This window comes from Agrobacterium sp. D14 (assembly GCF_001526505.1).
In the GTDB taxonomy this organism is placed as follows: domain Bacteria; phylum Pseudomonadota; class Alphaproteobacteria; order Rhizobiales; family Rhizobiaceae; genus Agrobacterium; species Agrobacterium leguminum.
The window spans coordinates 119,228-146,059 of the sequence record NZ_ASXX01000021.1 but is presented as its reverse complement, the minus strand read 5'-3'; the positions used below and the strand labels follow the sequence as shown (position 1 = coordinate 146,059).

General features: G+C 60.0%; 24 protein-coding genes and 1 pseudogene. 13 read left to right on the top strand and 12 right to left on the bottom strand.

The window, feature by feature from the left end; all coding sequences use genetic code 11:
- The first annotated feature begins 33 nt into the window (after positions 1 to 33).
- From L901_RS14505 to L901_RS14475, 7 genes are all read left to right on the top strand, one after another.
- The gene (locus L901_RS14505; RefSeq protein WP_059757916.1) at positions 34 to 834 is read left to right on the top strand and encodes an SDR family oxidoreductase; all 801 of its coding nucleotides are present in this window, start codon (positions 34 to 36) and stop codon (positions 832 to 834) included.
- The gene (locus L901_RS14500) at positions 831 to 1,538 is read left to right on the top strand and encodes an amino acid ABC transporter permease (protein ID WP_059757913.1); all 708 of its coding nucleotides are present in this window, start codon (positions 831 to 833) and stop codon (positions 1,536 to 1,538) included. Before L901_RS14505 ends, L901_RS14500 begins: the two co-directional genes overlap by 4 nt.
- Positions 1,535 to 2,296, top strand: a complete 762-nt coding sequence (locus tag L901_RS14495; RefSeq protein ID WP_059757910.1) for an amino acid ABC transporter permease — start codon at positions 1,535 to 1,537, stop codon at positions 2,294 to 2,296. Before L901_RS14500 ends, L901_RS14495 begins: the two co-directional genes overlap by 4 nt.
- A complete protein-coding gene (locus L901_RS14490) occupies positions 2,293 to 3,057 on the top strand; it encodes an amino acid ABC transporter ATP-binding protein (protein WP_059757907.1) in 765 nt (254 codons plus the stop codon). The genes L901_RS14495 and L901_RS14490 overlap by 4 nt, the downstream gene beginning before the upstream one ends.
- A gap of 31 nt (positions 3,058 to 3,088) precedes the next feature.
- Positions 3,089 to 3,925, top strand: coding sequence for an ABC transporter substrate-binding protein (locus tag L901_RS14485; protein ID WP_026363393.1), 837 nt, complete (start codon positions 3,089 to 3,091; stop codon positions 3,923 to 3,925).
- 90 nt (positions 3,926 to 4,015) lie between these two features.
- Positions 4,016 to 4,690 (top strand): 4-carboxy-4-hydroxy-2-oxoadipate aldolase/oxaloacetate decarboxylase, encoded by a 675-nt coding sequence (locus tag L901_RS14480; protein ID WP_003519667.1) that lies wholly within the window; start codon positions 4,016 to 4,018, stop codon positions 4,688 to 4,690.
- Positions 4,691 to 4,755: 65 nt separating this feature from the next.
- Positions 4,756 to 5,787, top strand: a complete 1,032-nt coding sequence (locus tag L901_RS14475) for an L-idonate 5-dehydrogenase (protein ID WP_059757905.1) — start codon at positions 4,756 to 4,758, stop codon at positions 5,785 to 5,787.
- 73 nt (positions 5,788 to 5,860) lie between these two features.
- Here the strand turns inward: L901_RS14475 and L901_RS14470 are convergent, their stop codons facing one another.
- The gene (locus tag L901_RS14470; RefSeq protein ID WP_183044097.1) at positions 5,861 to 6,802 is read right to left on the bottom strand and encodes a bifunctional helix-turn-helix transcriptional regulator/GNAT family N-acetyltransferase; all 942 of its coding nucleotides are present in this window, start codon (positions 6,800 to 6,802) and stop codon (positions 5,861 to 5,863) included.
- A 235-nt stretch (positions 6,803 to 7,037) separates the two neighbouring features.
- Between L901_RS14470 and L901_RS14465 the strand changes: the two genes are divergently transcribed.
- Positions 7,038 to 7,382 (top strand): hypothetical protein, encoded by a 345-nt coding sequence (locus L901_RS14465; RefSeq protein WP_059757900.1) that lies wholly within the window; start codon positions 7,038 to 7,040, stop codon positions 7,380 to 7,382.
- Between the two features lie 40 nt (positions 7,383 to 7,422).
- Here L901_RS14465 and L901_RS14460 read toward each other — a convergent pair whose 3' ends face one another.
- The 9 genes and pseudogenes from L901_RS14460 to L901_RS14420 all read right to left on the bottom strand — a co-directional run bounded on the left by L901_RS14460 (position 7,423) and on the right by L901_RS14420 (position 18,347).
- Entirely contained in the window at positions 7,423 to 8,568 is a 1,146-nt protein-coding gene (locus L901_RS14460; RefSeq protein ID WP_003519654.1) for an alpha-hydroxy acid oxidase, read from the bottom strand.
- A 50-nt stretch (positions 8,569 to 8,618) separates the two neighbouring features.
- Positions 8,619 to 10,286 (bottom strand): acyltransferase, encoded by a 1,668-nt coding sequence (locus L901_RS14455; RefSeq protein WP_059757897.1) that lies wholly within the window; start codon positions 10,284 to 10,286, stop codon positions 8,619 to 8,621.
- A 5-nt stretch (positions 10,287 to 10,291) separates the two neighbouring features.
- Complete coding sequence (locus L901_RS14450; RefSeq protein WP_059757895.1) at positions 10,292 to 12,157, bottom strand: DUF2264 domain-containing protein; 1,866 nt, start codon at positions 12,155 to 12,157, stop codon at positions 10,292 to 10,294.
- A 69-nt stretch (positions 12,158 to 12,226) separates the two neighbouring features.
- On the bottom strand, positions 12,227 to 13,507 hold the full coding sequence (locus tag L901_RS14445; RefSeq protein ID WP_059757893.1) for an ABC transporter substrate-binding protein: 1,281 nt from the start codon (positions 13,505 to 13,507) through the stop codon (positions 12,227 to 12,229).
- A gap of 47 nt (positions 13,508 to 13,554) precedes the next feature.
- Entirely contained in the window at positions 13,555 to 14,259 is a 705-nt protein-coding gene (locus tag L901_RS14440; protein WP_059757890.1) for a DUF624 domain-containing protein, read from the bottom strand.
- A gap of 19 nt (positions 14,260 to 14,278) precedes the next feature.
- Positions 14,279 to 15,387, bottom strand: a pseudogene (locus tag L901_RS14435) (ABC transporter ATP-binding protein).
- Between the two features lie 13 nt (positions 15,388 to 15,400).
- Positions 15,401 to 16,573: a glycoside hydrolase family 88 protein gene (locus tag L901_RS14430; RefSeq protein WP_059757886.1), complete on the bottom strand. Its 1,173-nt coding sequence runs from the start codon at positions 16,571 to 16,573 to the stop codon at positions 15,401 to 15,403.
- A gap of 4 nt (positions 16,574 to 16,577) precedes the next feature.
- Entirely contained in the window at positions 16,578 to 17,414 is an 837-nt protein-coding gene (locus L901_RS14425; protein WP_003519646.1) for a carbohydrate ABC transporter permease, read from the bottom strand.
- A 3-nt stretch (positions 17,415 to 17,417) separates the two neighbouring features.
- Entirely contained in the window at positions 17,418 to 18,347 is a 930-nt protein-coding gene (locus L901_RS14420; protein ID WP_059758130.1) for a carbohydrate ABC transporter permease, read from the bottom strand.
- Positions 18,348 to 18,588: 241 nt separating this feature from the next.
- Here L901_RS14420 and L901_RS14415 point away from each other — a divergent pair, with 241 nt between their 5' ends.
- Positions 18,589 to 20,376, top strand: coding sequence for a heparinase II/III family protein (locus L901_RS14415; protein ID WP_059757884.1), 1,788 nt, complete (start codon positions 18,589 to 18,591; stop codon positions 20,374 to 20,376).
- 10 nt (positions 20,377 to 20,386) lie between these two features.
- A complete protein-coding gene (locus L901_RS14410) occupies positions 20,387 to 21,184 on the top strand; it encodes a hypothetical protein (protein ID WP_059757881.1) in 798 nt (265 codons plus the stop codon).
- A gap of 55 nt (positions 21,185 to 21,239) precedes the next feature.
- On the opposite strand, the gene L901_RS14405 is transcribed toward L901_RS14410, so the two are convergent.
- Positions 21,240 to 21,992, bottom strand: coding sequence for a FadR/GntR family transcriptional regulator (locus L901_RS14405; RefSeq protein WP_020808597.1), 753 nt, complete (start codon positions 21,990 to 21,992; stop codon positions 21,240 to 21,242).
- An 88-nt stretch (positions 21,993 to 22,080) separates the two neighbouring features.
- The gene (locus L901_RS14400) at positions 22,081 to 22,995 is read right to left on the bottom strand and encodes a LysR family transcriptional regulator (RefSeq protein ID WP_020808596.1); all 915 of its coding nucleotides are present in this window, start codon (positions 22,993 to 22,995) and stop codon (positions 22,081 to 22,083) included.
- A gap of 128 nt (positions 22,996 to 23,123) precedes the next feature.
- Here L901_RS14400 and L901_RS14395 point away from each other — a divergent pair, with 128 nt between their 5' ends.
- From L901_RS14395 to L901_RS14385, 3 genes are read left to right on the top strand one after another with little or no spacing between them, the layout of a single operon-like run.
- Positions 23,124 to 24,431, top strand: a complete 1,308-nt coding sequence (locus L901_RS14395) for an MFS transporter (RefSeq protein WP_031233358.1) — start codon at positions 23,124 to 23,126, stop codon at positions 24,429 to 24,431.
- 27 nt (positions 24,432 to 24,458) lie between these two features.
- Entirely contained in the window at positions 24,459 to 25,532 is a 1,074-nt protein-coding gene (locus L901_RS14390) for a tartrate dehydrogenase (protein WP_020808594.1), read from the top strand.
- Between the two features lie 11 nt (positions 25,533 to 25,543).
- The gene (locus L901_RS14385) at positions 25,544 to 26,812 is read left to right on the top strand and encodes a glycerate kinase (RefSeq protein ID WP_059757878.1); all 1,269 of its coding nucleotides are present in this window, start codon (positions 25,544 to 25,546) and stop codon (positions 26,810 to 26,812) included.
- Positions 26,813 to 26,832 lie beyond the last annotated feature (20 nt).

Genomic DNA, 26,832 nt, shown 5'->3' with positions numbered 1-26,832 from the left:
TCACTAATGTTTGCTCAACGATAGGGGACAAACATGCCATTCTCAGACTACAAGACCGCACTCGTAACCGGCGCATCTTCCGGAATTGGCGCCGCCGTCGTGGAGCGCCTTTGCCGCGAAGGGCTGGAAGTGCATGCGGTTGCCAGAAGCGCGGACGCTCTCAACAAGCTGGCGAAGCGTACGGGCTGCTTCGCACATGCCATCGATGTGACGGACCGGCCGGCGCTTGCAAAGCTGACGAGCGAAGTTGCGTTCGATGTCCTCGTGAACAATGCCGGCGTCGACCGCCCGAAGAAGTTTCTGGAAGCGGATGAGAGCGATATCGATCTCCTGATCGACGTGAACCTGCGCGCCGTGCTGCATCTGTGCCGTATGGTGGTGCCGGGCATGGTGGCGCGCGATCGCGGCCATGTCATCAACATCTCCTCCATTGCCGGCAATTACAATTTCGGCGGCAATTCCACCTATCATGCCAGCAAGGCCGGCGTGGCGATGCTGTCCAACCAGCTGCGTATCGATGCTTTCGGTAAACGCGTGCGGGTGACGGAAATCTGCCCCGGCCGCGTCGCGACTGATATTTTCAACCATGTGCACGGCGACGATCCGAGCATTCGCGAACGTTTCATCGATGGTTTCGAACTGCCGCAGGCGTCCGATATCGCCGATGCGATTGCCTTTGCCATCGCCGCACCCGTGGCCATGAATATCGGCCACATGGAAATTACCCCGACGCTTCAGGTCATGGGCGGGCTGCAGACGGCCAAGCCCCAAACGGTTGAAAATCGGCCGGCTGAAAAGGTCGCGGCGGGCGGAGCCGGAGGAAAAGTCGCGTGAGCGGTTTTGACCTCGGCGCAATCTTGAACAATGCGGACTATGTCTCGATGCTTTTGCATGGCATCCAGATGACGTTCATCATCTATGCCGGCTCGTGGCTGCTCGCCATGTCGCTCGCCATCGTGCTTCTCGCCATCCGCCTCTCGCCCTTCCGCTTCGGCGATCCGCTGGTGGCGGCCTATGTGTCCTATCACCGCAACGTGCCGACGCTGGTGCAGCTGATGCTCTGGTATTTCGGCGTCTTCACGCTGCTGCCGAGCGGGCTGGCCAGCTGGCTTTCCAGCCATAATGCGGAAGCGATCTTCGCCATTGTCGGCCTCGGTCTCTGTCAGGCCGCCTATTTCAGCGAAGATCTGCGTTCGGGCGTTCGCTCCATCAATCCCGGCCAGATGGAGGCGGCGCGTGCGCTCGGGCATAGCTATGTCTCGGCCATGCGCTTCGTCATCATGCCGCAGGGCGTTCGCAATGCGCTGCCGCCGCTCATCAACCACAGTACCTCGCTTTTCAAGAACAGCAGTCTCGGCGTTCTGATCGGCGCACCGGAACTGACCCATGCGGTCAAGGAAGTCGAAAATCTGAGTTTCCGGACGTTTGAGGTCTATCTGGTCGCCACCGTGCTTTATCTGTTCTTCTCGCTGCTGATCATGGGTCTTGGAGCCTATATCTCCATGCGTGCCGATCCTCTCCGGAGGGCGCGGGCATGATCCACGACATGATCGCAATCATTCAGGATTACTGGCTGCTGCTCCTGATCGGCCAATATCCCAACGGTCCGCTCGGCGGCCTTGCCAACACGCTCATCCTGTCGGCGCTCAGCATCGCGCTTGCCTTTCCCGTCAGCATCCTGATGGCGCTGGCGCGGCTGTCGAAATGGCGGGCCCTGCGCTGGCCGGTGACCGCCGTGGTGTATTTCACCCGTGGCGTGCCGCTGCTGATGCTCATTCTCTGGAGCTACTTCCTCGTTCCGCTCTGGACCGGCGCCGATGTGCCGAGCTTCGTGACGATGCTGACCACGCTCGTCATCTATCAGGGTGCTTTCATGAGCGAAGTCGTCCGCGCCGGCATCGTATCGCTGGGCACGGGGCAGATGGATGCAGCACGGGCGCTTGGCCACGGTTACTTCGGTGCGATGCGTTATGTCATCCTGCCGCAGGCGCTCTACAACATGATCCCGAGCCTGATCTCGACTTTCGTATCCACCATCAAGGATACGACGCTCGGTTACGTCATCAATGTGCCGGATCTGACCTTCGCGGCAAACCAGGTGAACAACCAGCTTTTGACCCAGCCCTTCCAGGTCTTCCTCATTCTGGCGCTGGTTTATTACATCATCTGCTGGTCGCTCACCCATGTCGCCAATCTTCTCGAGCGGCGTATCGCCCGCCGCCGGGCCGGTCCGCGCGGCAAGCTTGCCGCAGACACGGCACCGGCCCCCGCCAATATCGTTACGGAGCAGCTATGACCGCGCCAGTTTCCGCCACTCAGGACTACACCATCACGCTTTCGCAGGTCTGCAAAAGCTATGGCGATTATCAGGTGCTCAAGGATGTCAACGAAAACGTCACCCGTGGCGAGGTCGTGGTCATCTGCGGGCCGTCGGGCTCCGGCAAGTCCACCCTCATCCGCACGATCAACCGTCTGGAAGAGATCAGCAGCGGGTCGATCATGCTGGATGGCAGGAACATCCATGCCCAGATGCGCGCAAAGGAGCTGAATGCGCTGCGCAGCCGGGTCGGGTTCGTCTTCCAGAGCTTCAACCTCTTCCCGCATCTTTCGGTGGTGGAAAATGTCTCCATGTCGCCGATCCGGGTGAAGGGCATTGCTCCCGCCGTCGCCCATGACAAGGCGCTGAAGCTTCTCGACCGCGTCGGCCTTGCCGACAAGGCAGGTTCCTATCCCGCCCAGCTTTCCGGCGGTCAGCAGCAGCGCGTCGCCATCGCGCGGGCGCTCGCCATGGAACCGCCGGTCATGCTGTTCGACGAGCCGACCTCAGCGCTCGATCCGGAAATGGTCGGCGAAGTGCTCGCGGTCATGAAGAGCCTCGCCGCCGAAGGCATGACCATGCTCTGCGTCACCCATGAAATGGGCTTTGCCCGTGAAGTGGCCGACCGCATCTGGTTCATCGATGCAGGGCGCATTCTCGAAACCGCAAAACCGGACGAGTTTTTCAAAAATCCGCAACATCCGCGTGCCCAGCGGTTTCTTGCCGATTTGAGACACTAGACCCAACCTCTATAATAACGGGAGAACTGAAATGAACTGGAAGTGCATTACTCTTACCGCCATATTGGCAACCTCGGCTGCGGTCATTCCGGCCAAGGCCGACCAGCTCGATACGATCATTGCGAACAAGACGCTGCGTTGCGCGACATTCGCCGATGTGCCGCCTTTCGCCTCGCCGGATCCGAAGACGCGCGAAATGGCCGGCTTCGATGTCGATCTGTGCGGCGCCATCGCCAAGGAACTCGGCGTCAAGGCCGAGATCAAGCCGGTGTCGGTCGAAGCGCGCGTTCCCGAAGTCAAGCTCGGCCGCGTCGATCTTTCGGTCGCCAACCTCGCTTACACCCAGAGCCGCGCCGAACAGATCCAGTTCAGCGACCCATATTACCTGGCTAAGGAAATGCTGATCGTTCCGGTCGATGATCCCGGCACCAAGAAGTCCGATTTCGTCGGCCAGCGCATCGCGTCCAGCAAGGGCTCGACATCGGAACTCTCCGTCAAGCTCAACAAGTCCGAGCCGCTGACGTTCCAGGATACGGCATCCGCCTATCTCGCCGTCCAGCAGGGCAAGGCGCGCGGCATCGTCGGAAACACCATGACGATGACCAAGTTCGTCAATGAATCCAAGACCAAGGGCAAGCAGATGCGCATGATCGAAGAGCCGATGCTCTTCCAGCCCATCGGCATCGGCATGGCCAAGGACAACCCGGCGCTCACCGCGAAGATCAACGAAATCCTGCGTAAGCTCGATGCGGATGGCGAAATCAACCGCATCTGGGACAAGTGGCTTGGCCCGAACACCGAATACAAGATGACGCGCACCGACAAGGTCGTGCCTCTGTCCGAACTGAAGTTCGACCCGATCCCCTGAGCTTCGGCTCAGCCTCGGCCAATTTTCAACTCTTCAACACTATCGGTCGGCGAGACGCTCTCGCCGACAGCTTCAACGTGGGAGGTTTTCATGATCCACATTAAAGATATCGCGCAGCGTCCGGCCAAGGCGGATGTCGACGCCCTTGCCAAATTTTCTCCCGCCACGATCCATGAGGCGCAGGGACGCCGCGGCGCATTGTCTTCGCGGCTGAAGCCGGTCGATTATCGCATGAAGCTCTGCGGCCCGGCCTTCACGGTCAAATGCGCACCGCGCGACAACATCATGCTGCAGCTGGCCATCAACTATGCCAAGCCGGGCGATATCATCGTCGTTTCCGCCGGCGAATATGAAGAAGCCGGTTCCTTCGGCGACGTGCTCGCCAATGCCTGCCTCGCAAAAGGCATCGGCGGCCTGGTGACGGATACCGGCGTGCGCGATACGCTGCAGCTGCGGGACCTCGGCTTCCCGGTCTTCTCGCTCAGCGTCTGCATCAAGGGCACGGTCAAGGAGACCATTGCCGCGGTCAACGATCAGGTGATCGTCGGCGGCGAGATCATCAATCCGGGCGATATCATCGTCGGCGACGCCGACGGTCTCGTCGTCGTCAGACGCGAGGAAGCGCAGGAAGCGGCCAAGCTTTCGCAGGCCCGCGAAGATGCCGAGGCCGGCTACATCGAAGCCTACAAGCAGGGCAAGTCGGTGATCGAGGTCAGCAAGCTCGAGCCGGTTCTGAAAGCCAAGGGCCTCGTGGTCGATATCTGAGACAAGTCCGGACAATGGGCAACGGCGGCGACTGCCGCCGTGTGAGCCTTATGGGAGGAGAGACTATGAAAGCGGTTGTCATCCACGCGGCGAAGGATCTGCGGATCGAGGAACGGGAGACAGAGCAGCCCGGTCCGGGGCAGGTCGAGGTGGCCATCGAAGCGGGTGGCATCTGCGGCTCCGACCTGCATTATTACAATCATGGCGGCTTCGGCACTGTGCGGGTGCGGGAGCCGATGATCCTCGGCCATGAAGTGGCCGGCACCATCAAGGCGCTGGGAGAAGGTGTCTCCGGCCTCGCCGTTGGCGACCGCGTTGCCGTATCGCCGAGCCGGCCCTGCAACCATTGCGAATTCTGCCTGAAGGGCCAGCAGAACCAGTGCCTGAACATGCGCTTTTATGGTTCCGCCATGCCCATGCCGCATATTCAGGGCGCGTTTCGTCAGCGTCTCGTCGCCGAGGCATATCAGTGCCACAAGGTGCGGGATGGAATCTCCATTCATGAAGCGGCCATGGCCGAACCCTTCGCGGTAACGCTGCATGGCGTCAATCGCGCCGGTGCCTTGACCGACAAGCGCGTTCTGGTCACCGGCTGTGGGCCGATCGGTGCGCTTGCTATCATCGCCGCCCGCGCCCATGGCGCCCGGGAAATCGTCGCAACCGATGTCATGGATGCGGTTCTGCAAAAGGCGCTCGCCATCGGCGCCGACCGTGTCATCAATGTCGCCAGCGATCCGGATGCGCTCTCCGCCTATTCGGCAAACAAGGGCTATTTCGATGTGCAATTCGAGGCGTCTGGCAATGAAAGAGCGGTCCGTTCGGGTCTTGAAGCGCTGAAACCGCGCTCCACGGTGGTGCAGCTTGGTCTGGGCGGCGATGTGTCCATTCCGCAGAATATGGTGGTTGCCAAGGAAATCGAGATGAAGGGCACCTTCCGGTTCCATGAGGAATTCGGACTTGCCGTCGATTTCATCAACCAGCGCCGTGTCGACCTGAAGCCCCTGCTGACTGGAACCTTTCCGCTGGAAGAGGCGGTTGCGGCATTCGAAGCCGCCGGCGACCGAAGCAGGTCGATGAAGGTTCAACTCGCCTTTTAACGGGTGCCGGTGCCTGATTTCGAAACGGCCGCAGGAAGATTCCGATTGCGGCCGTTTATATGTGGTTGAAAGATCATTCGGGCCGTGAGCGGACAAAGCGCTGTTCCAGAACCTCGCTTCCCCACTGGCTGCCCGGATGTTCCTCGACGCATTTGAAGCCATGGGCTTCGTAAAGGTGCCGTGCGGCCAAGAGGCCGTTGAATGTCCAGAGATGGGTTTCGGCAAAGCCTTTTTCATCGACGAAGGCCAGTGCGGTTTCCAGCAGCCTGCGTCCGACACCGCCACCGCGCACGCCGTCATCAACGATGAACCAGCGCAGATGCGCAATATCCGCGCCGAGATCTTCGCCATCGATAGCGACGGAGCCGATGATCTCCTGTCCGCGCATTGCGACCCAGATCGCATTCTTCGGGCTTTCGAGCCGGTTGCAAAAAGCCGCGAGGCCTTCGGCCACGACGGATTCGAAACGCTGGCCGAAGCCGGATGTCCGGGCGTAATAGAGCGCATGCATCTGCGTGATCCGGGCAATGATGCCCGGCCTATATCCCTCCAGGATCTCTATGGAGGGAGCAACGGCATCGGTCCTGTCTCCCAGCGCATCGGCGTAAAGACGAAGCCCCTGGAGGATCGTGTGGGCATCCGCTGACGTAAGCTGCGTCAGGGCGTCGGAGACCTGCCGGTTCGCGAAGCCATGAATGGCGCCCACCTGTTCTTGTCCCTGACCCGTAAGACGCAGCCGCTTGATGCGGCTGTCCCCTTCATCCGTTTCTTCGCGAACATCGCCCGACAGGACGAGCTTGCGTAGCATGCGGCTGACACTCGATTTTTCAAGCCGCAGAAGTTTTCCCAGATCCCGCGCCGTGATGTCGGGGCGCGCCTCAATCTCGATCAGGGCATGCACGGCGGAGGGCGGCAGATCGGTGCCGGCAAAGTCTCCCCCCATGAAGCCGAGTTCGCGGACGAGCCGGCGGGAGGTGGAACGGATATCGTTTATGGGGAAGGGCTGTTGGGGCACGTTCAATCCATTATGGTTGCATCGTGCAACCATAATCATATTCAGCCTGACTTGCCAAGATCGCCCCCGACGTAAAAGGCTGGCTTTCTCAGCAAAAGCGGGCAATCTGCTCTTCCGGTCGCCGACAATGGCGGCTAAACCGATATTATCGGCAAGATGGATATTCGCTGAGATCGCGCGGCGGGACTTTACCTGCGCCGTTTGCGGCAGTTGATTATCCGGCTATGGAGCAGGCATGCCCGACACGCCCCGATTTTTCCGTTACGCGGTTTTAGCGGCCATGTTTCCCGTGGCCGTCCTCGGCCTGGTGGCAACCCCGAACGAATATCGCGCCATCGGCGTCGAGGCCGTCGATTGCGATGGCCCCATATCCGTTCTGATTGCCGCCGTGCCGGCGCTTGCGGCCTATGCAATTATCGGCTGGATGTTTCTCTCCGGAGCCAAGCGCCATCGCTCGCTGATTTCAGCCTGCTTTTGTGGACTTGTTTGCCTGGCGCTCGTCTGGAACATTGGCATGGCGCTTCAGGAGCAGCGGCGAAACGCGGCTGAAATGGCGTGCGGTTTCAGTAGTCGGTTGTGACCGCGCTCCGCCCTAGTTCTTCCGCAATCGTCCCGCTTGTTCAACGGAACCGAAGGTTCCGGCGTGTGAGCTGATCGACGGAGGTGCAGCCCATCAGCTTCATTCCGCGCTCGATTTCGATGCGCATCAGCTCAAGCGCCCGTTCGACGCCCGGTTGCCCGGCAGCAGCCAGGGGGAAAAGGTAATAGCGGCCGAGCCCCACGGCTTTTGCACCGAGGGACAGTGCTTTCAGAACATGGGTGCCGCGCTGCACGCCGCCATCCATCATCACATCGATCCGGTCGCCGACCGCATCGACGATCTCGGCCAGCTGATCGAAGGCGCTGCGGGAGCCATCGAGCTGGCGCCCGCCGTGATTGGAAAGCACGATGCCGCTGCAGCCGATCTCCACGGCGCGTCTGGCGTCGTCCACCGACATGATGCCTTTTAGGCAGAACGGCCCGCCCCATTCGCGCACCATCTGCGCCACGTCGTCCCAGTTCATCGAAGGGTCGAGCATGTCGGTGAAATAGCGGCTGATGGAAAGAGCGCCGCCGTCCATTTTAATGTGGTCGTCGAGCTGCGGCAGGCTGAAGCGCTCATGCGTCAGGTAATTGATGCCCCAGGCCGGCTTGATGGCGAATTGCGCGATGCCGGAAAGATTGAGCTTGAACGGAATGGCAAAGCCGGTGCGCTTGTCGCGCTCGCGGTTGCCGCCGGTAATACTGTCCACCGTCAGCATCATCGTCTCGACGCCGGCGCTCTTGGCGCGCGCCATCATATCGCGGTTGAGGCCGCGGTCCTTATGGAAATAGAACTGATAGACCTGCGGGCCGCCGCTGATCCGGCGGGCTTCTTCAAGGCTCGTGGTGCCGAGCGAGGAGACGCCGAACATCGTGCCGTATTTCCCCGCCGCTGCCGCAACCGCCCGTTCCCCCTGATGGTGGAAGAGGCGTTGCAGCGCCGTCGGCGAACAATAGACCGGCATGGACAGCTTCTGCCCCATGACGGTGACCGACATATCCACATCGGCCACGCCCCGCAGCACATCGGGAACGAGATCGCATTTTTCGAAGGCGGCCGTGTTTCGCCGATACGTCACCTCGTCATCGGCAGCGCCATCTATATAATTGAAGATCGGTCCGGGCAGACGCTGTTTGGCCATGCGGCGAAAATCGTGGAAATTATAGCAGTCTTTGAGTTGCATCTTTTACTCGACCGGTCCGGTTTGAAAGCTTTCAAAAGAGTGTCGGAAACCTATACCGGAGATTTATAGCGGGCAATCAGGCCACGGACGATTTCCGCAGGCTCGAAGCGATGGATGCCGCGAGGTCGGAACGGCAGGAGATGTTCCGCACCGAGAAGCTTCGCTGAAAGCCAGAGAACCGACATCCACATTTCCGTGCCCTGCAGCCCGGCCGGATGCCCCTCGGCAAAGGCAAATCCCCTGTTCCTTTGCCAGCGTCCCTCATTTCGGCGCAGAATTTCGCGGGCGATTTCCTTCGCCTCGTCCTGCCGGTGATCCGTCTGTTTCAGGCACAGAAGAAGCGGATGGATCGTATCGAGCAGGTTGCAGGCATTAAAATCCTCGCCATGGAAACCGCCATAGGCACGATAGTTGGCGATAACGGAGTCTATTGCTGCTTCCGGATAGGGAACGGGCAGGCCGAACTGTGCGTAAGAGCCGCGGGTAAGCCGGTAAAAGCCGTTGACCGGTTGCAGCAGGCCCTGTGCGGAAGTCGGTTCACCCCAAAGCCCGGTGGTTTTATCCACATTCATCGCCAGCCAGCCGAAGAGAACGGTGAGGTTGTCGCCGGATGTGAAATAGCGCCTGTTGAAATAAAGCGCGGTGGCAATGGCGTCTATGGTGGCGCCGCAATGCCATGCCCGGCTTTGCCATGGCAATTCTTCCAGCAGGAGGATGAGTTCGTCGGTGCGCAGACGCTCAACGAAAGCGATCGGCTGTTTCGGCGTAGCACCGAAACATTCAAGTCCATATCCGACAGCCAGAATATTATAGAGGACGGCAGGGTCCTTCTCGAGAGGCGTCGAGGGGCGGTGGTGACGGTTAAGAAACAGCCCCGTTTCCCGATCCTGCAGGGCCTGAAGGTTGGCCACGGTTTTTCCGGCATCGAAAGCGATCTTTTCCTGTCCGAAGGCTGCTGCGATCTCGATGGCATCGCACAGATGCCTGACGCTTTCGACCTCACGTCCGGATGCATCGGCGGAACGATAGATGCCATCCTCGCCATAGGAGCGGATGGCGGCAAGCCAGTCGTCGGCAATCTCCTTGCCGAGTTCTTGCAGCAGGCCATCGGGTTCCATCAGCTTCGGCGCGGCCGCTTTTTCTCCGCGATATCGCAGAACCCGGGCGGGAACGCCGCCTGCAATGGCCATGGCGGGAATGTCCTTCGCCACCACCGCGCCTGCGGCAATAATTGCGCCGCACCCTATCTTCACGCCATCCAGCACAACCGCATTGGCGCCGATCCAGACGTCGTCGCCGATCTCTATCCCGAGCGAGGTCAGCGGTTGGCGATAGATCGGAGTTTCAATGTCGTCGAAGCCATGGTTGAAGCCGACGATGCTGACATGTGAGGCAATGCGAACGCCATTGCCGATCTTCACCCTGCCGGACAGACAGGCATAGGGGTTGATCGAGACATTTTCGCCGAGTTCGATATCGCCGCGCACGATTGCGTAACCGGCGATCCAGGACTGCGCACCCATAAGGAGTCTATCCGTATGCACCTCGGCCCTGGCGGCGATGTAGACGCCCTGCCCGAAAACGGTGTTGGCAGAGCGCTCAAGGCCGCGTAACCGCGCCTGATGGTCGGGGCTGTCGATATCCTCCTGCTTCCGCTCCCAGGTCAGGATGTTCAGCCGATCCGGTCTCTGGGAAACACCCGGTGCGTCGTCGGTCATCTCCGTCAGCCTGCGCGGTTTTCATCGAGAGCATAGGCGGGAACGCGCCGCCCCTCCCGTTTGAACATCTCTTCCAGCCTCGGGAGATCGGGACTCTCGGGGAGGGCAGCCAATGCTGCCTCTGCTTCTTTGCCGGTTGGCAGTGCCATGGCCGCCGTCACCAGCAGCGTTTCGCCGGAGGCGATGGTGCCGCGCAATTGCGGAACAAGGGTTCTGGCGTGAATGAGGTTGGTATTGGCGATTGCCTGATGGCACACGCCTTCGCGCTGAATGCCAGCCGAAAGATCGGCGATGAGGCTGGTGTCAGTCTGTCCGTAACAGACGGCGCGACCTTCTACTGCCTCGGTGCGGTCGCGGTTGAAATCGGCGCGTTCTATGGCGAATCCGCCTTCCGACGTTTGCAGCGGGCGCGGGGCGCGGATGCGGTGCAGCCTTATGTGCCAAGGGTTTTGCGGCACGAGCCAGGTCTCGATCTCGACATCCGCCCATGGTCGCCAGCGGGAATAGAGGCAGTCTTTGGCGATCAACGCCTCTCCCATCGTCTCGCGGGTGCGGAAGTGCACGCCGTCGTCGGAAAGGCCGAGCATGCCATCGAAACTCGCGGCGGCGAAATGCCGGTCATCCGCCTCGACATTGAAGGCATAACGGGTGGAATAGACGAATTTCGAATATTTTTCCTGCGCGCCGCGCATCCTGTCGTGCTGCTGACCGGAGGACAGGACCACGATATTGCCCGGCGTATGAAAGGCCACCATGCCAGGCTCCGCCAAGGGAACCGGTTGGGTAAAGTCCTGCGGTTCGGCCTCCTCCGCAGTCCAGAACGGGTGATCGGCGGGCAGCGCCAGCGGCAGGAAAAATTTGAGCGCCCAATAGGGCGAGCAGGGAGAATTGTAGCTCTCGCTCATCAGAAGGTTTGGATAGGCGTATCCGACCGACAGGACGCCGTCGCGGTCCGCGATCGGCTGCTTCGACCACCAGCGGATATGGCGCATGTAATAGCCCTTGATCTCCGGCCACGGCAGCGCTTCCAGACCGGAAAAGGCAAGAGCGCCCCAGAAACCGCCCGCCGCAAAACGGTAGGTCTGGCTGCGTCCGAAGGCGAGCGATGCCCCATCGGGCCCGAACCAGTGGCGTATGTCACGGGTGAAAATGCGGGAGCGTTCGAGCAAGCGTGTTTTTCGCGTGTCATCACCTTTCGCCAGCACCGTATAGATCAGGCCGTAAAAATGCATGGCGAAGGGAATGTAGTGATCGACCCGGCGCACCGGCCCGTCCCTATACCAGCCGTTGCCGATATCGAAAGCCTCGAGTTCATCGAGATAGGTTTGGGTCTTGGTCCGGTCGAATTCCAAGCCGACCCGCTCCAGCCCAAGATCGATCAGAACGCGGAAGAATTTCCAGTTATTGTCGACGAATTCCCGCTCGCGGGCAGCCAGAAGATAGGCGGCGACAGCCTGCCTGTCCGTTTCGGCAAGCGGCTCCCAGATATGTTCGGGAACCATGGCGAGCGCAAATCCTATCGCCGCCAGTTCGACCAGCCGCTGGTGCCGATCAGCCGTGTCGCCCCAATATTCGGGGTGGGCGGGGTTGGCGCCATTGGCCAGTCCACGTCTGTAGAGATCCCAGTGGGGAAAGTTATAACCGCCGGCGGCAAGTGGAACGATGCCCCATAATGGCCGGGCAAAACCTTCCAGTTCCGCCGCAGGAAAATCGAAAATCGCCCCCGTTGCTCCGAGCCGCACCCGCGCGCCGCCCGGTGAAAAACAGGCAAGCAGCGGGTTGAAGAGATCGATCACCGCCTTTGCGAGATCGTCCCTGCCGAGAAGCGGATTGTGAAAGAGCGGATTGGCTGTGGCGGTCTCGTGAGGCACGGTTACGAATGTCCGGAATTCATGATCTAGGAAAGGGCCGCAGGCTCATCGCCAGCGGCCCTGTGGCAATTATTTGATGGCCTTGACGCCGTCATTCATGTCCTTGATGCCGTCATCGATGGAGATATTGTCGGTCATCAGCGCGTCATGCACGCGGTTCAGGACGACTTCGATCTTGGCCGCATTCGGGTTGACCGCCATTTCCAGATAGGCCTTGCCCGCCTGCAGCGCGTCCTTGCTGTTCTGGTCCTGCGGGAAGCCCGGCAGCGCTGCGATCTTCTCGGCCACATCATCGGTTCTGAGTGCAGGGAAAGTGCCGGTGGAGGCGATGATCGCCGCACCCTCAGGTCCGGTAACGAAGTGGATGAAGTCCAGCGCCGCTTCCTTGTGGCCGGAATTGGCGTTGACCGACAATCCGGCAATCTGCGCGGCCGTCGCGCCTGCCGCCACACCATCCGGATGGGGGAATTTCACGATGCCCCAATTGACGCTTTTCGACTCGCCGGATTTCACCTTGGCGATCTGGGTGCCGACAAACCATGTGCCCATGGGCAACATGCCGATCGTTCCGTTGAAGAACAGAGCGGAATAATGGGTGTTCGAGGTTTTCAGCGAGGCGTAGGACGGTATCGCGCCGCTCTTCTGCAGGGCAAGCGCACGCTCATACCAGGGTTTCAGGAATTCATAATTGCCGTCCACCAGCGTGTGCTTGCCATCCTGAATACCGGGCAGCTGCACCGTCGAACGCCAGGTGTGCAGCAGCGCGCCATAGGTGCGGTTGGCGCCCATGCCGCCCTTCAGCTTGCCGGCGATCTCATCGAACTGCGCCCAGCTCATGTCGTTGGTGGGGTAAGGCACGCCGGCCTTGTCGAAAATATCCTTGTTGTAATAGACCACCCAGAAATCCGAGCGGAACGGCAGGGCGTAAATCTTGCCGTCGATGGTCAGCTCCTCGATCAGGCCGCCATAGGGGGCCGTCTCGATCTTCTGGTCCTTGATGAAGCCGCTGAGATCGGTGATGTTGCCGGCGCGTACCAGATTGGCGTAGCCGGGCACATCCTTGATGGTGACGACATCGATATCCTTGGAGCCGCCGGTGAGCTGCGTGGATATCATCTGCGTATAATCCTGCGAGCCGAGGTCGACCACCTCGAACGTCACATTCGGATGCTTCTGCTTGTAGGCCTCCATCAAGGGCTTGAAATAAGCGCCCTTGTCCAGATCCCACAGCGCCCATTTCAGCGTGACGGGCGCATCGCCCGCAGCGAACGCCGTTCCTCCCATGCCCACGGCAATGCCGAGACCGGCGGTTGCGAGAGCGAATGCACGTCTGGTTGTCTTAAACTCCATAGCCCGTTTCTCCTTCCCTGACTGATGTCGTTTGATTTTAGTCTGTCTTAGGCGCCGCTCCCCGCCGGTTCAGGCATCCGCGCGCGTGTTTTTGCGGCGGCGTTTCTCGCTGCGAAACAGAGGGCGAACATGCCGAGCGAAAAATTGATGGTGGCCGGCATGAACACCGACACCGGATAAAATAGGATATGCGCGAGCCAGAGCGCTGCGACGAAGCCGAGCGCAGCAAGCATCGGCAATGGCCTGGTGAGCGCCAGAAACGCCGCCTGCCGCAGGGTTTCCGAAAGCGGCAGGTCCCGCTTGGCCAGAACAACGCTGGCATAGGCACTGAGGAGGATGAGGAATATTGTTACTGCAAGGCTGATCGCAAAAGGCAGGCTATAGGCGAGTTGAAGCCGGGTGGCCCCGGCATAGCTGACAGTCGCGTAAACACCGGCGCTCACCAGCAGGGCGCTTAAAACCACAAGCGCGGTGCCGCGCAGGGCGAATTTTCGCAAGGCCTCGAGAAAGTCGCGCAGCAGATAGGTATTCTCGTCATTTGCGAAGGAAATAGAGACACGGGCCATGGCCAGCATCGCCGCCGGCATCGTCACCACCGGCAGGCTGGCGATGATGAAGAGGAGGTTGAGCTTCACCATCTCCCACCATTCGCGCTTGATGATATCGAGGAACAGGGCAAGACCGGTCAGCGGCGGGGCGTTCTTGTCGATCCCGGCCCCTTCCTTCGTCCATAACCCTTGCAGCCATTGCATCGCGTTTCTCCCCGTCGCCTCAATAAAGGATCGATCGCTCGGTGGCGGGATCGAAAAGCTGTGCATTCGTCAGATCGGCCACCAGTTCGACGGGATCGCCGATCTTCGCCCTGAAACGCGGTGAGACGCGTGCGACGAGGTTTCTGCCGCCGGAGACGAGGTTGAGATGCACTTCCGATCCCATCGGCTCCGCCAGTTCCACCGTCGCCCGGAAGGGTGCGACATTGGTGGCATCGATATCCGCCGGGGCGAATTCGTGGAAATTTTCCGGCCGGATGCCGAGAACGATGTCCTTTCCTTCATGGGGGAGCAGGCGTGCGGTAGCGATGCCTGCCGGCAGAGGCAGCGGATTGCCGTCGAACAGGGCGATGAAGCGGTCGCCGTCGCGGCGCAGCGTGACTGGCAGCATGTTCATCTGCGGCGCGCCGATGAAACCCGCGACGAACATGTTGATCGGCCGGTCGTAAAGATTTTGCGGCGTATCCACCTGCTGGATATGCCCGTCCTTCATCACCACGATGCGGTCCGCCATGGTCATGGCTTCCACCTGATCGTGGGTGACATAAATGAAGGTGGCGTCCAGCCGCTTGTGGAGCTTGGAGATTTCCGAACGCATCGTGCCGCGCAGCTTGGCGTCGAGATTGGAAAGCGGCTCATCGAGCAGGAAGACTTCCGGGTTGCGCACCATGGCCCGGCCGAGCGCGACACGCTGGCGCTGGCCGCCGGAGAGCGCTTTCGGCTTGCGGTTCAAGAGATGGGTGATGCGAGAATTTTCGCCGCATCCTTGACCTTGGTGTCGATGAGATCGCGCGGCGCCTTTCTGAGTTCCAGACCGAAGGCCATGTTCTTGTAAACCGTCATGTGCGGGTATAGCGCATAGTTCTGGAACACCATGGCGATGTCGCGATCCTTGGAGGGCACATCGTTCATCACGTCCTCGCCGATGCGCAATTCGCCGCCGGAGATTTCCTCCAGCCCGGCGATCATCCTGAGCGTCGTGGATTTTCCGCATCCGGAAGGGCCGACCAGAATGATGAATTCCTTGTCGGCAATATCCAGATCGATATCGTGAACGACCTTGAGCGCGCCGAAGGTCTTGTTGAGTTTTTTCAGGGAAATGCTAGCCATCTGTTCCTCGCGCTCACCAATAGGAAGACCAGTTGCGCGAAAGCCGGATCAGCGCTTCCAGATAATAATAATCGCCCCAGGAGACGCACTCGTCGACGCCTTCGCCCCGGCAGGTATTATGGGGGGTCTTCTTGGAATAGGTGCCGTGCAGAAGCTGCCCGTTGGAGATCGCGGGATCGCGAACCGAATAGATGTCGGCGAGGCTTTTCACCATGCGCCTTGCCAGATCGCGATATTCCGCGGCCTTTTCCGGCGTCTCCAGCTCCGCCATTTCCAGGAGGCCACAGGCGACGATGGCCGCCGCCGAGCTGTCGCGCGGTTCGCCATCGCCATCCGCAAAAATCAGGTCCCAATAGGGTACGAGATCGTCGGGCAGGCGTTTGAGATAGAAGGCGAGAAGCCGCTCGAAGGTGTCGCGATAGGCGGGCAGGCGCTCATATCGATAGGAAATGGCCATGCCGGCAATGCCCCAGGCCTGTCCGCGGGCCCAGTAGCTCTCATCGCTGTAACCCTGTTTTGTGACGCCGCGCACCGGCGCGCCGGTCTCCGGGTCCATGTAAAATGTATGATAGGTGGAATCGTCCGGCCGGACGGAATGGGCAAGCGTGGTGCGGGCATGGGCAAGCGCCACGGTGCGGTAGTCTTCCCGGCCCGTTTCGCGGCTTGCCCAATAGAGCAGCGGCAGGTTCAAAAGGCAGTCGATGATATAGCGATATTCGTTGGGATTGTTCCTGCGGCCCCAGGCCTGGATGAATTGCCCGACCGGCTGGAACCGCTCCATCAACTGGTCCGCCGCCATCAGCGCCGCGCGTCTTCCATCCTCATCGCCCACCAGTTTCCATGCGGCGATGCAGGAGGGCGAATAGAGAAAGCCCATATCGTGATGGTCGGTCTCGATGCGGTTTTCGATACGGTATAGGAAGCTCTGCACCTGAATTTGCGCCGCATGCTGAAAGGTCTTATCGCCGGTATGTTCGAAGGCGAGCCATATCTGGCCCGGCCAGAAACCGGCGGTCCATTGGTCGTTGGCGACTGCGGGGTAAAAATTCTTCACGCTCGAATGGTTCTGCGCCGCATAGGTAAATTGCGGCAGGTTGCGCCTGACCTGTGCGACGGCCACGGCCAGCGCCGCATCGATTTCGGTGTCTGTGATCGGGGTTGGGAGGGACGTGGTCAAATCGAGCATGAAATCAACCCTTGAGGCCGGTGGAGGCGACGCCTTCGACGAAGAAGCGCTGCAACGCCAGGAAAACGACGAGAACCGGGACAAGCGCCACGACCGAGGCGGCCATGATCAATCCGTATTCCGCCGAATATTGCGAAATGAACATGCGCAGGCCGATCTGGATGGTTTTCAGCTCGGTCTTGGTGAGATAGATCATCGGACCCATGAAGTCGTTCCAGGTCGTGACGAAGGTGAAAATCGTCAAGGTGGAAAGCGCAGGTTTGGAAAGCGGCAGCATGATCTTCGCCCAGATCTGGTATTCGTTCATACCGTCGATGCGCGCCGCCTCGCAAAGCTCGTTCGGGATAGACATGTAAAACTGCCGCATCAGGAAAACGCCGAAGGCGGTGAAGGCCTGCAGGAAAATCAGGGCGAGATGGGTATTGTTGAGCCCGAATTCGCGCATCAACAGAAACTGCGGCACCATATAGACCTGCCAGGGCATGGCGATGGTGGCGATATAGCCGAGAAACAGCGTGTTCTTGTAGGGAAAATGCAGCTTGGCGAAGGCGTAGGCCGCAAAGCTTGAGGTCAGCAATTGCAGCAGTGTGACGATGATCGTCAGCTTCGACGTGTTGTAGATGAATAGCGCCAGCGGGATTTTAGTCCAGATTTCCACGTAGTTTTCCCAGCGCGGCTGCGAGGGGATCCATTCGATCGGAAACGCGAAGACATCGCGGCTGAGTTTCAGCGACGCCGACAGCATCCATGCGAAGGGCAGAAGCATGACGATGGTGACGACGATCACCGTCAGATAGATGCCAATCGTGGCGGCGGGGATTTTGCGGCCCATGATGCGCATGGATCAATCCTCCCGCTGCCGTTTGAACTGGACGATGGTGACCATCAGGACGAGGAAGAACAGGACAAGGGCGATCATGCTGGAATAGCCGAGATCCCAGGAGATGAAGGCCTCATTGTAGATGTGATAGACGAGAACCAGCGTCGAAGTGCCGGGACCGCCCTGCGTGATCATATAGACCTGATCGAAAACCTTGAAGGACTGGATCGTCAGCATTACGGTGACGAAAAAGGTCGTTGGAGCAAGCTGTGGCAGGGTGACGTGGATGAATTTCTGCCAGGCATTGGCGCCATCCAGCCCCGCGGCTTCATAAAGCTCCGAATTGATGCCCTGCAGCCCGGCGAGATAGATGACCATGTAATAACCCATGCTCTTCCACACGCCGAAGAGAATGACCGTGACCATGGCCCAGTGACGGTCCGCCGCCCATCCCGGCATGTTGGCGGGATCGAGGCCGAGCGTATAGAGCAGCATGTTGACCGGACCCATCTCCGGATTGAAAATCATGTTCCAGACGACGGCCACGGCGACCAGCGATGCGACATAAGGAAAGAACATGGCCGTGCGGAAGAAGTTGCGGCCGAGGATTTTCTGGTTGAGGAGGATCGCAAGCCCGAGTGCGCAGGCGAGCGTGGCCGGCACCGACGCGACGGTGTAGATGACCGTGTTCCAGAAGGCCGCGATGAAGGCCCTGTCCTCGAAAAGCCGCCAGAAATTATCGAGACCGGCAAAACGCATGGCATTGGAGCCGTCCCAATGCATGAAGGCCAGCGCAAAGGCAAAGAGGATCGGTCCGAGCGTGAAAATCGCAAAGCCGAGAAAATTGGGCGCAATGAAGGAATAGGCGACGAGCGCATTTTCTATTCCGCGCCGCCGTTTGGAGACGATGCGGAGTTTTTTCCTGCGATACGGAGTCGCCTGCTTGTCGGACATGGTCGCGGTTGCCACAGCATATCTCCCATTGCCGCCGTTTCACTGTTTCATCGGTGCCGGCTGCCTGCATTTTCCATTGCGGTCCGGGTCTTCGCCCTGCCGCCTCCCGCGCTCTGGATAACACAATATCGATATTGGTCAAACAACTTTGCATAAAGTCAGACAAATTTTCTGGTTTTTCAAAAATACGTATGATAGGAGGCCCATATCGGATTGCGGAACGCGCGGGAGGTTTGAGGGCGTGTTTGTCGAAATGATGCGGCTTCTGCCCGAACGGTTCGCCGATTTCGGCGCGGAACTGACGGCGCAGAAAATACGGTCTTCAGCACCGGGCGCGGTTTCCCGTAGTCTCATCGAGGCGGCGGAACAGACGCTTGACGAGCCTTGGCCCACAATTCTGGCGGGCGACTACCAGGAATATAGCCGCACCGGCAATCGCGATCGTTTCGAGGCGCTTTATTTTTCCCGACGGCTGAAGCTGAACGCGCTGGTTCTTGGGGAATGCGCCGAGGGGCAGGGCCGCTTTCTCGATGCCATCATTGATGGTCTTTGGTTGATATGCGAGGAGAGCGGCTGGCAATTGCCCGCCCATAATTCCCATATTCGCGGCGGCCCACGAGATCCTCTGCCCGATCCGCGAAACCCGGTGATCGACCTGTTCGCCGCCGAAACGGGCGCCAATCTCGCTTTGTGCCTGCATTTGTTGGCACCGGAACTGGAAAGGGCAAATGCAAACCTCGTTTCCCGCGTCCGCGCCGAGATCGACCGGCGCATTACGAAGCCCTATCTCGCCCGGCATTTCTGGTGGATGGGGAATGGCGGCGAGCGGATGAACAACTGGACGGCCTGGATCACCCAGAACATCCTTCTCTCGACCCTGCTATTGCCCACCGACCAGTCGACGAGGCGTACGGTCGTGGAAAAGGCGCTCAAGAGTCTCGATGCGTTTCAGAAGGATTATGCGGAAGACGGCGCCTGCGAAGAGGGCGTTCTTTATTATGGCCATGCGGCACTTTGCCTGTTCGGGGCGATGAGCATTCTCGAAGTCTCCGCGCCCGGTTTCATGGCGCCGCACTTTCATGCGCCGAAGCTGCGCAGCATGGCCGAATTCATTCTCAACATGCACGTGGCGGAAGACCGGTTTTTCAACTTCGCCGATGCGCCGGCGAAGGTCGAGACATCCGGCGTGCGGGAATATCTCTTCGGCAAGGCCGTTTCTTCGCCGCCGCTCCAGGCTTTCGCTGCTACCTGCTGGAACCGCTCACCGGACCGGCTGATGTGCAAGGAGTGGAACCTCTGGTATCGGGTCCAGGCGGTGCTTGCCATCCCGGAATTATCCGCGTCTGTTCCTGCAGAACCGGCAAAGACCGACATCGCCTATCCCGGCATCGGTCTGGCGATTGCCCGCGATGGGGTTTTCGATCTTGCCGTGAAGGCGGGCAATAATGGCGAGAGCCATAACCACAACGATGTCGGCAGTTTCACGCTTTATAAGAACGGCCGGCCGTTCATCATCGATGTCGGGGTGGAAACCTACACCGCAAAAACCTTCTCGCCGCAGCGCTACGACATCTGGACGATGCAATCGGCCTTTCACAATCTGCCGACTTTCGGCGGCGACATGCAGGCCGCCGGGGCAGAGTTTGCTGCAAGAGATTTTGTGACCGAATTTTCTGAAGATCAGGCGGAAGTCTCTTTCGATATAGCCGGGGCCTATCCCGCCGTGGCGCGTGTTGAGCACTATCGCCGCCGCGTCCGACTGCTGCGTGGCAGCCATGTGGAAGTCCTTGACGACTATCAGGGCGGGCAGGAGGCGGTTCTGTCGCTGATGGCTGCGGAAAAGCCCGTCGTCACGCCGGGCGGCCTGATTTTTGCGGGGCTGGGAGAGATAGCCTGCGAAGGTGCAGGAGAACCAACCATCGAAGCCATAACAATCGATGATGCCCGCCTTCGCCAGTCTTGGCCACCGGTGATCTATCGCATTCTCATCCCCATCGCAGCCCAGCGTCTGTGCCTGACGATCAGTTAAGGAAGTGCCGATGAAACTTATACTCAAGGTCGTCAATGCGGTGGGTGATGTTCTGGCGAAAGCCGGAGCGGAGGACGAAGCTTTGCTCGTCTATCGCGCGGAATATTGCGAGGGCGACAGGCTTGTCGTTGAGGTTTCGCAGCCCGGTCATATCTGGCTTGCGCTCGACGCCGGCATGCCGCCGACGCTGGTTTTCCTGCACGGAAACGAATTCATCCTGCCCATTCCTTCCGCGGCGAAACGCAAATCCTATCCGCCGCAGGCTTTCAGCGGTAACCTTCACCGGATCGCCGCGCGCCGCACACTTGCCGGTGAAATCGGAGTTCGCAGGAATCTGGCCCTCAACCCGTTTGACGATCATGAAAACACCTCGCTGTTTCCGCACGTTTATGCGAGCACGGAAACGCGCGGGGAGGCGGCTTTCGCAGCCCGCAATGTCATCGATGGTGAAAAGGCGAGCGCGGGCCACGGCTTCTGGCCCTATACAAGCTGGGGCATCAACCGCGATCCCGAAGCTTCGCTGACCCTCGTATTCGGCCGCGCAGTCCTCATCGACCAGCTGACTTTTTACCTGCGGGCGGACTTTCCCCATGATGCCTGGTGGGAAAAAGCGAGCGTCACTTTTTCCGACGGCGAAAGCGCAAGCTTTTCCCTGCAAAAAACCGGAGCTGCCCAGAGTTTCCCGGTCGCACCGCGCCAGGTGGAATGGATTCGTCTGCATGATCTAAAAAAAGCCGACGATCCTTCGCCTTTTCCCGCGCTGACGCAGATCGAGGTCTGGGGAGCGGATCTGCGGGAAGCGCCGTAGCTCCTGATCGCCCCTTTCGGGCACAGAGCTACGACCCGGTTTTACTGAAAACCCTTTAGCTGTGCGCGATGCCGCGCAGATCGCGCATCATGTCGCGGTAGCGGTGCTGGCTGCCGCGCAGATGCGCCTGCATCGCCAGCTTCGCGGCCTGTTCGTTCCGGTCCGATATGGCGATGACGATGGCTTCATGTTCCTTGTGGATCAATCGCCGGTAAGCTGTCTGGTCGTTCTCGCCGGTTTCGGAAACCACGCGCGATTGTGGAATCACGGCCTGACCGTGCAGCTCGAGGAACTGGGTGAAAAGCGGATTGTTGGTGGCGGCCGCAATGGCCAGATGCAGCGCCAGATCCGCCTCGCGAATGGAGCGGTTCTCCTCGATACATTGCAGAAGCCGGGCGTGACAGTCGAAAATCGCTTCCTCCTGCGATGGCGAACGACGAAGGGCGGCGAGCCCCGCCGCTTCGATTTCGAGCGGCGTTCTGATTTCCAGCACCTCCAGATCGGAAGAGAGCCGGGCGCGGTCGATACCGGGTGTGGGCGACGCGTCCTTTTCACGCTTCAGCACGAAAATGCCCGCCCCCTGACGCACCTCCACCAGCCCGTCGCAGCGTAGCGCCGTCACCGCCTCGCGCACCACGGTGCGGCTGACGCCATGGGTTTCCGTCATCTCGATTTCGCTGGGCAGGCGGTCACCGGGTCCATATTGCCCGGAGGCAATCGCATTTCTCAGGCTGAGGCTAACTCTGCTGACCAGAGAACCGGAGGATTTGCTGCGCTGTTTTTGCTGTTCAGGCACGTCGGTCACCATGCATTGAAATCGAGGCAGGCGTGAAGCCTGTCAAATATGTATGATGAATTTCAATAAAACTCAATGATCATACCAATTTTACCCACTTTCATGCAAATGTTTCATATCTTGCAAGATTGGCGTTGAGCACCTCCATGATGGCGTCTCGTGCCGGATCGCGCGCATTCTTCAACCAGGCGACCGAAAGCGGCAATTTGCTGATCATGGTTCCGGGTTCGACCGTCAGGGGAATGAAGCAGACGCCGCTGACTGCCAGCCGCGAGGTCCATTGGGGAACGATCGCGATGCCTATTTCCGCCGCCACCAGATTGACGATGGTCTGTTTCTCATCCGCCAGCTGGGCGATACGCGCCTGAAGCCCCGCTTCGGTGAAAAGCTTGATCGTCAGATCATGGCTGTGCGGCCTCGACCGGCGTTCCGGGACAATCAGCGGTTCGTCCGCAAGTTCCCTGATGCACAGGCTTTCCCGTTTCGCCAGCCGATGATTGACGGAGACGGCGACAACCGCCGTTTCGTGAAACAGCCTCTGCGTCTTGATATGGCGGTCGATGATATCAGGCGGACGGATGAAGGCTAGGTCTATCCTGCCGGAAAGCAGGCGCGGAATGAGGCGTATCGTCTTGTCCTCGATCAGCTGGGTGGCGATTGAGGGATGGAGAACGCGCAGATCGTGCAGCAGCATGGGCAGAAGCCCGGCGGCAGCGCTGTCGATGGCTCCGATCCGGACGACTTTTTCACCCTCGCCGCCGGAGGCGCGAAAGCGCGCCACCAGTGCATCGGCCTTTTCCACGAGCTGCCGCGCTTCCGGCAAAAGCATCGCGCCATCCGTGGTCAAGCCAACATTGCGCGTGGTTCGCAGGACGAGCTTGGTGCCGAGCGCGTCCTCAAGCAGCCTGATGTGCCGGCCGAGAGAGGCCGGCAACATATCTAGCTTTTGTGCGGCCCGTCCGAAATGCAATTCTTCCGCAACGCAGACGAAGCATCGCAACTGGCCGAGTTCCATGGCGTTCTCCTTATTATATCAAAAAATTATATAATTTTCTGTCGATTGAGGTCAACGGCGTCCAGGAGGAAAAGGGTTGATCAGCGCAGGAGGTGCGCTCATCGATTTCAAACTGGGAGGAAAATGCCGTGGCCAGCGAGCTGGAAACGCGCGTCTTGCGCAAAATTACATTCCGCATCGTACCCTTCATCATGCTGCTCTACTTCATCGCGTTCCTGGACCGCGTGAACATCGGTTTTGCGGCCTTGACCATGAATCAGGATCTTGGTTTCTCATCCACCGTGTTCGGCATCGGCGCCGGCATTTTTTTCCTCGGCTATTTTCTGTTCGAGGTTCCCTCCAACCTGATCCTGAACAAGGTCGGCGCCCGTATCTGGATCGCGCGGGTAATGATCACCTGGGGGTTCATTTCGGGGGGCATGGCCTTCGTCCAGGGCATTCCGAGTTTCTATACGCTGCGGTTCCTGCTCGGAATTGCCGAAGCCGGCTTTTTCCCCGGCATCATTCTGTATCTGAGCTTCTGGTTTCCTGCCCGCCGCCGCGCCGCCGTGACCGCGATCTTCATGGCGGCCGCGCCGCTATCGACGGTGCTCGGTTCGCCGATTTCCGGTGCGCTGATGGAAATGCACGGGTTGCTGGGTCTTGCCGGCTGGCAGTGGATGTTCCTGATCGAAGCCGCACCCGCCGTCATTCTCGGCGTTGTCGTCCTGTTTTATCTGACGGACCGCCCGGAAAAAGCCAATTGGCTGACGACGGAGGAGCGGGACTGGCTCGTCAAGACCATGAACGAGGAACAGGCATCGAAGGCCGCCAAGTCGAGCTATAGCATCTGGGCAGGTCTTGCGGACATGCGTGTCCTTGCGCTTTCGCTCGTCTATTTCGGCACGTCCGCCGGGCTTTATACGCTTGGCATCTGGGCGCCTCAGATCATCAAGCAATTCGGCCTTTCGTCACTTCAGGTCGGCTTCATCAATGCCATTCCCGCCATTTTCGCCGTAGTGGCGATGGTTCTCTGGGCACGCCATTCCGACAGGACAGGCGAACGCACATGGCATGTCGTCGGTGCATGCCTGTTGGCGGCGGTGGGTCTTGCTTTTGCAACCGGCGCCGCCTCGGTCTTTGCCGTCCTCATCGCGCTGACGCTGGTCAATATCGGCATCAGCTGCTCGAAGCCGCCTCTCTGGAGCATGCCCACGCTGTTCCTGTCCGGGCCGGCTGCGGCCGCCGGCATCGCCACCATCAATTCCATCGGTAATCTCGGCGGTTTCGTCGGCCCCTCCGTCATCGGCTGGGTCAAGGACCAGACCGGAGGTTTCAGCGGCGGCCTCTATTTCGTCGCCGGCCTTCTGCTTCTGTCGGCCGTTCTTACCCTCATCCTGTCGAAGACAAGCCAAAAAAGCGCCGAAGCCGCCAATGCGGCAAGCCAGCGCCCTTAACCAGCAATATCGTAACGGAGACCAGACATGCGCGAATATTCCATAGCCACCATCCCGGCCGACGGCATCGGCCCTGAAGTCATCGCCGCCGGCACCCGGGTGCTTGCGGCCATCGAAAAGCGGGACGGCGGCATCAAGTTCAATTTAGAGAATTTCGATTGGGGTTCCGACTATTACAAGAAGAACGGTGTGATGATGCCGTCCGACGGCCTGTCGAAGCTGAAGAAGTTCGACGCGATCTATTTCGGCGCCGTCGGCGCGCCGGATGTGCCGGATCACATCACGCTGTGGGGCCTTCGCCTGCCCATCTGCCAGGGTTTTGACCAATATGCCAATGTCCGGCCCACGAAGATTCTGCCGGGCATTACGCCGCCGCTGCGCAATTGCGGTCCCGGCGACCTTGACTGGGTCATCGTCCGTGAAAATTCGGAAGGTGAATATTCCGGACATGGCGGTCGCGCGCATCGCGGCCTGCCCGAAGAGGTCGGCACCGAGGTCGCGATCTTTACCCGTGTCGGCGTCACCCGCATCATGCGTTACGCGTTCAAACTGGCGCAGTCGCGGCCGCGCAAGCTGCTGACGGTCGTGACCAAATCCAATGCGCAGCGTCACGGCATGGTCATGTGGGACGAGATCGCGGCGGAAGTCGCCGAAGAGTTTCCAGATGTGACCTGGGACAAGATGCTGGTGGACGCCATGACGGTTCGCATGACGCTCAATCCGAAGAGCCTCGACACCATCGTCGCCACCAATCTTCATGCCGATATCCTGTCTGACCTTGCGGGCGCGCTGGCCGGCAGCCTTGGCGTGGCGCCAACCGGCAATATCGATCCCGAGCGGCGTTTCCCGTCGATGTTCGAACCGATCCACGGTTCCGCCTTCGATATTACCGGCAAGGGCATCGCCAATCCGGTCGCCACGTTCTGGACGGCGGCGCAGATGCTGGATCATCTCGGCGAAGCCGACGCATCCGCCCGGCTGATGCGGGCGGTGGAACGGGTGACGGGCTCGGGCATCCTGACCCCGGATGTCGGCGGCACGGCAACGACAAACGACGTGACCGACGCCGTTGTCGATGCCATTTATTCCTCCAACGTGTGACCGGATCGACCATGCGCTGGACGGATGAGACCGCGAGAGACCTGCTGCGCCGGATGTTCGACGCGGCCGTGGCAAGCGCCAATCCGCAGGAAGCGGTGATGCGGCACCTGCCGCCGAAACCGCAAGGGCGGTGTATCGTGGTCGGCGCCGGAAAAGCCTCGGCGGCGATGGCGGCGGCACTCGAGGCGGCATGGCCCGACGTCGACGTTTCCGGCGTTGTCGTCACGCGATACGGCCACGCCGTCCCGGCTGGCCGCATCCGCATCATCGAGGCGTCTCATCCGGTTCCCGACGAGAGCAGCCTGGAGGCCGGGCGCGCCGTGCTGGATGCGGTTTCCGGACTGTCGGAACGCGATCTGGTCATAGCCATGATCTCCGGCGGCGGTTCCGCCCTCCTCGTTGCGCCCGCTGGCGATATGTCGCTTGCGGACAAGCAGGCGGTGAACAGGGCGCTGCTGGCAAGCGGGGCGACCATCCGGGAGATGAACGCGATCCGCAAGCATCTGTCCATGATCAAGGGTGGACAGCTCGCCAAGGCGGCCGAGCCCGCCCGCCTTGTGACCATGGTGATTTCCGACGTGCCGGGCGATGATCCTTCCGACATTGCGTCGGGTCCGACCGTTGCCGACGACAGCACCATCGCGGAGGTCCGGGAAATCGTTCGCCGGCGCGGCATAGCCTTGCCGCCATCGGCACTAGCCGTCCTCGAAAGCGGCCATGAGACGCCCAAATCTCACGACATGGCAAGCGATGTGCGGATGATCGCGACACCCTCGCTTGCTCTTGAGGCGGCGGCGGAGGTGGCGGCGGCGGCCGGACTGCGAACGCTGATACTGGGCGATGCGCTGGAGGGTGAGGCGCGGGAACTCGGCACGGTATTGGGCGGCATCGCGCTTTCCGCCGTTACCAGGGGGCATCCGCTGAAAGGCCCCGCGGTTATCCTCTCCGGCGGTGAGGCGACTGTCACCATCGGTTCGGGCGGTGCCGGTCGCGGCGGGCGCAACACGGAGTTTCTTCTCGCCCTTGCGGCCACCTTGAATGGTCGGACGGGACTATGGGCCATCGCCTGCGATACGGACGGTATCGACGGGACGGAAGATGCGGCGGGTGCGATCGTTGCGCCGGACACGCTTGTAAGAGCGGCGGCCCTGAACCTCGACGCGAAGGCCTATCTCGCCTCTCACGACAGCTATCGTTTTTTCGAGCACCTCGGTGACCTGGTGAAAACAGGTCCCACCCTGACCAATGTGAATGATTTCCGCGCAATTCTCGTATTTTAAAGGGCGGCGAAAGCCGATTG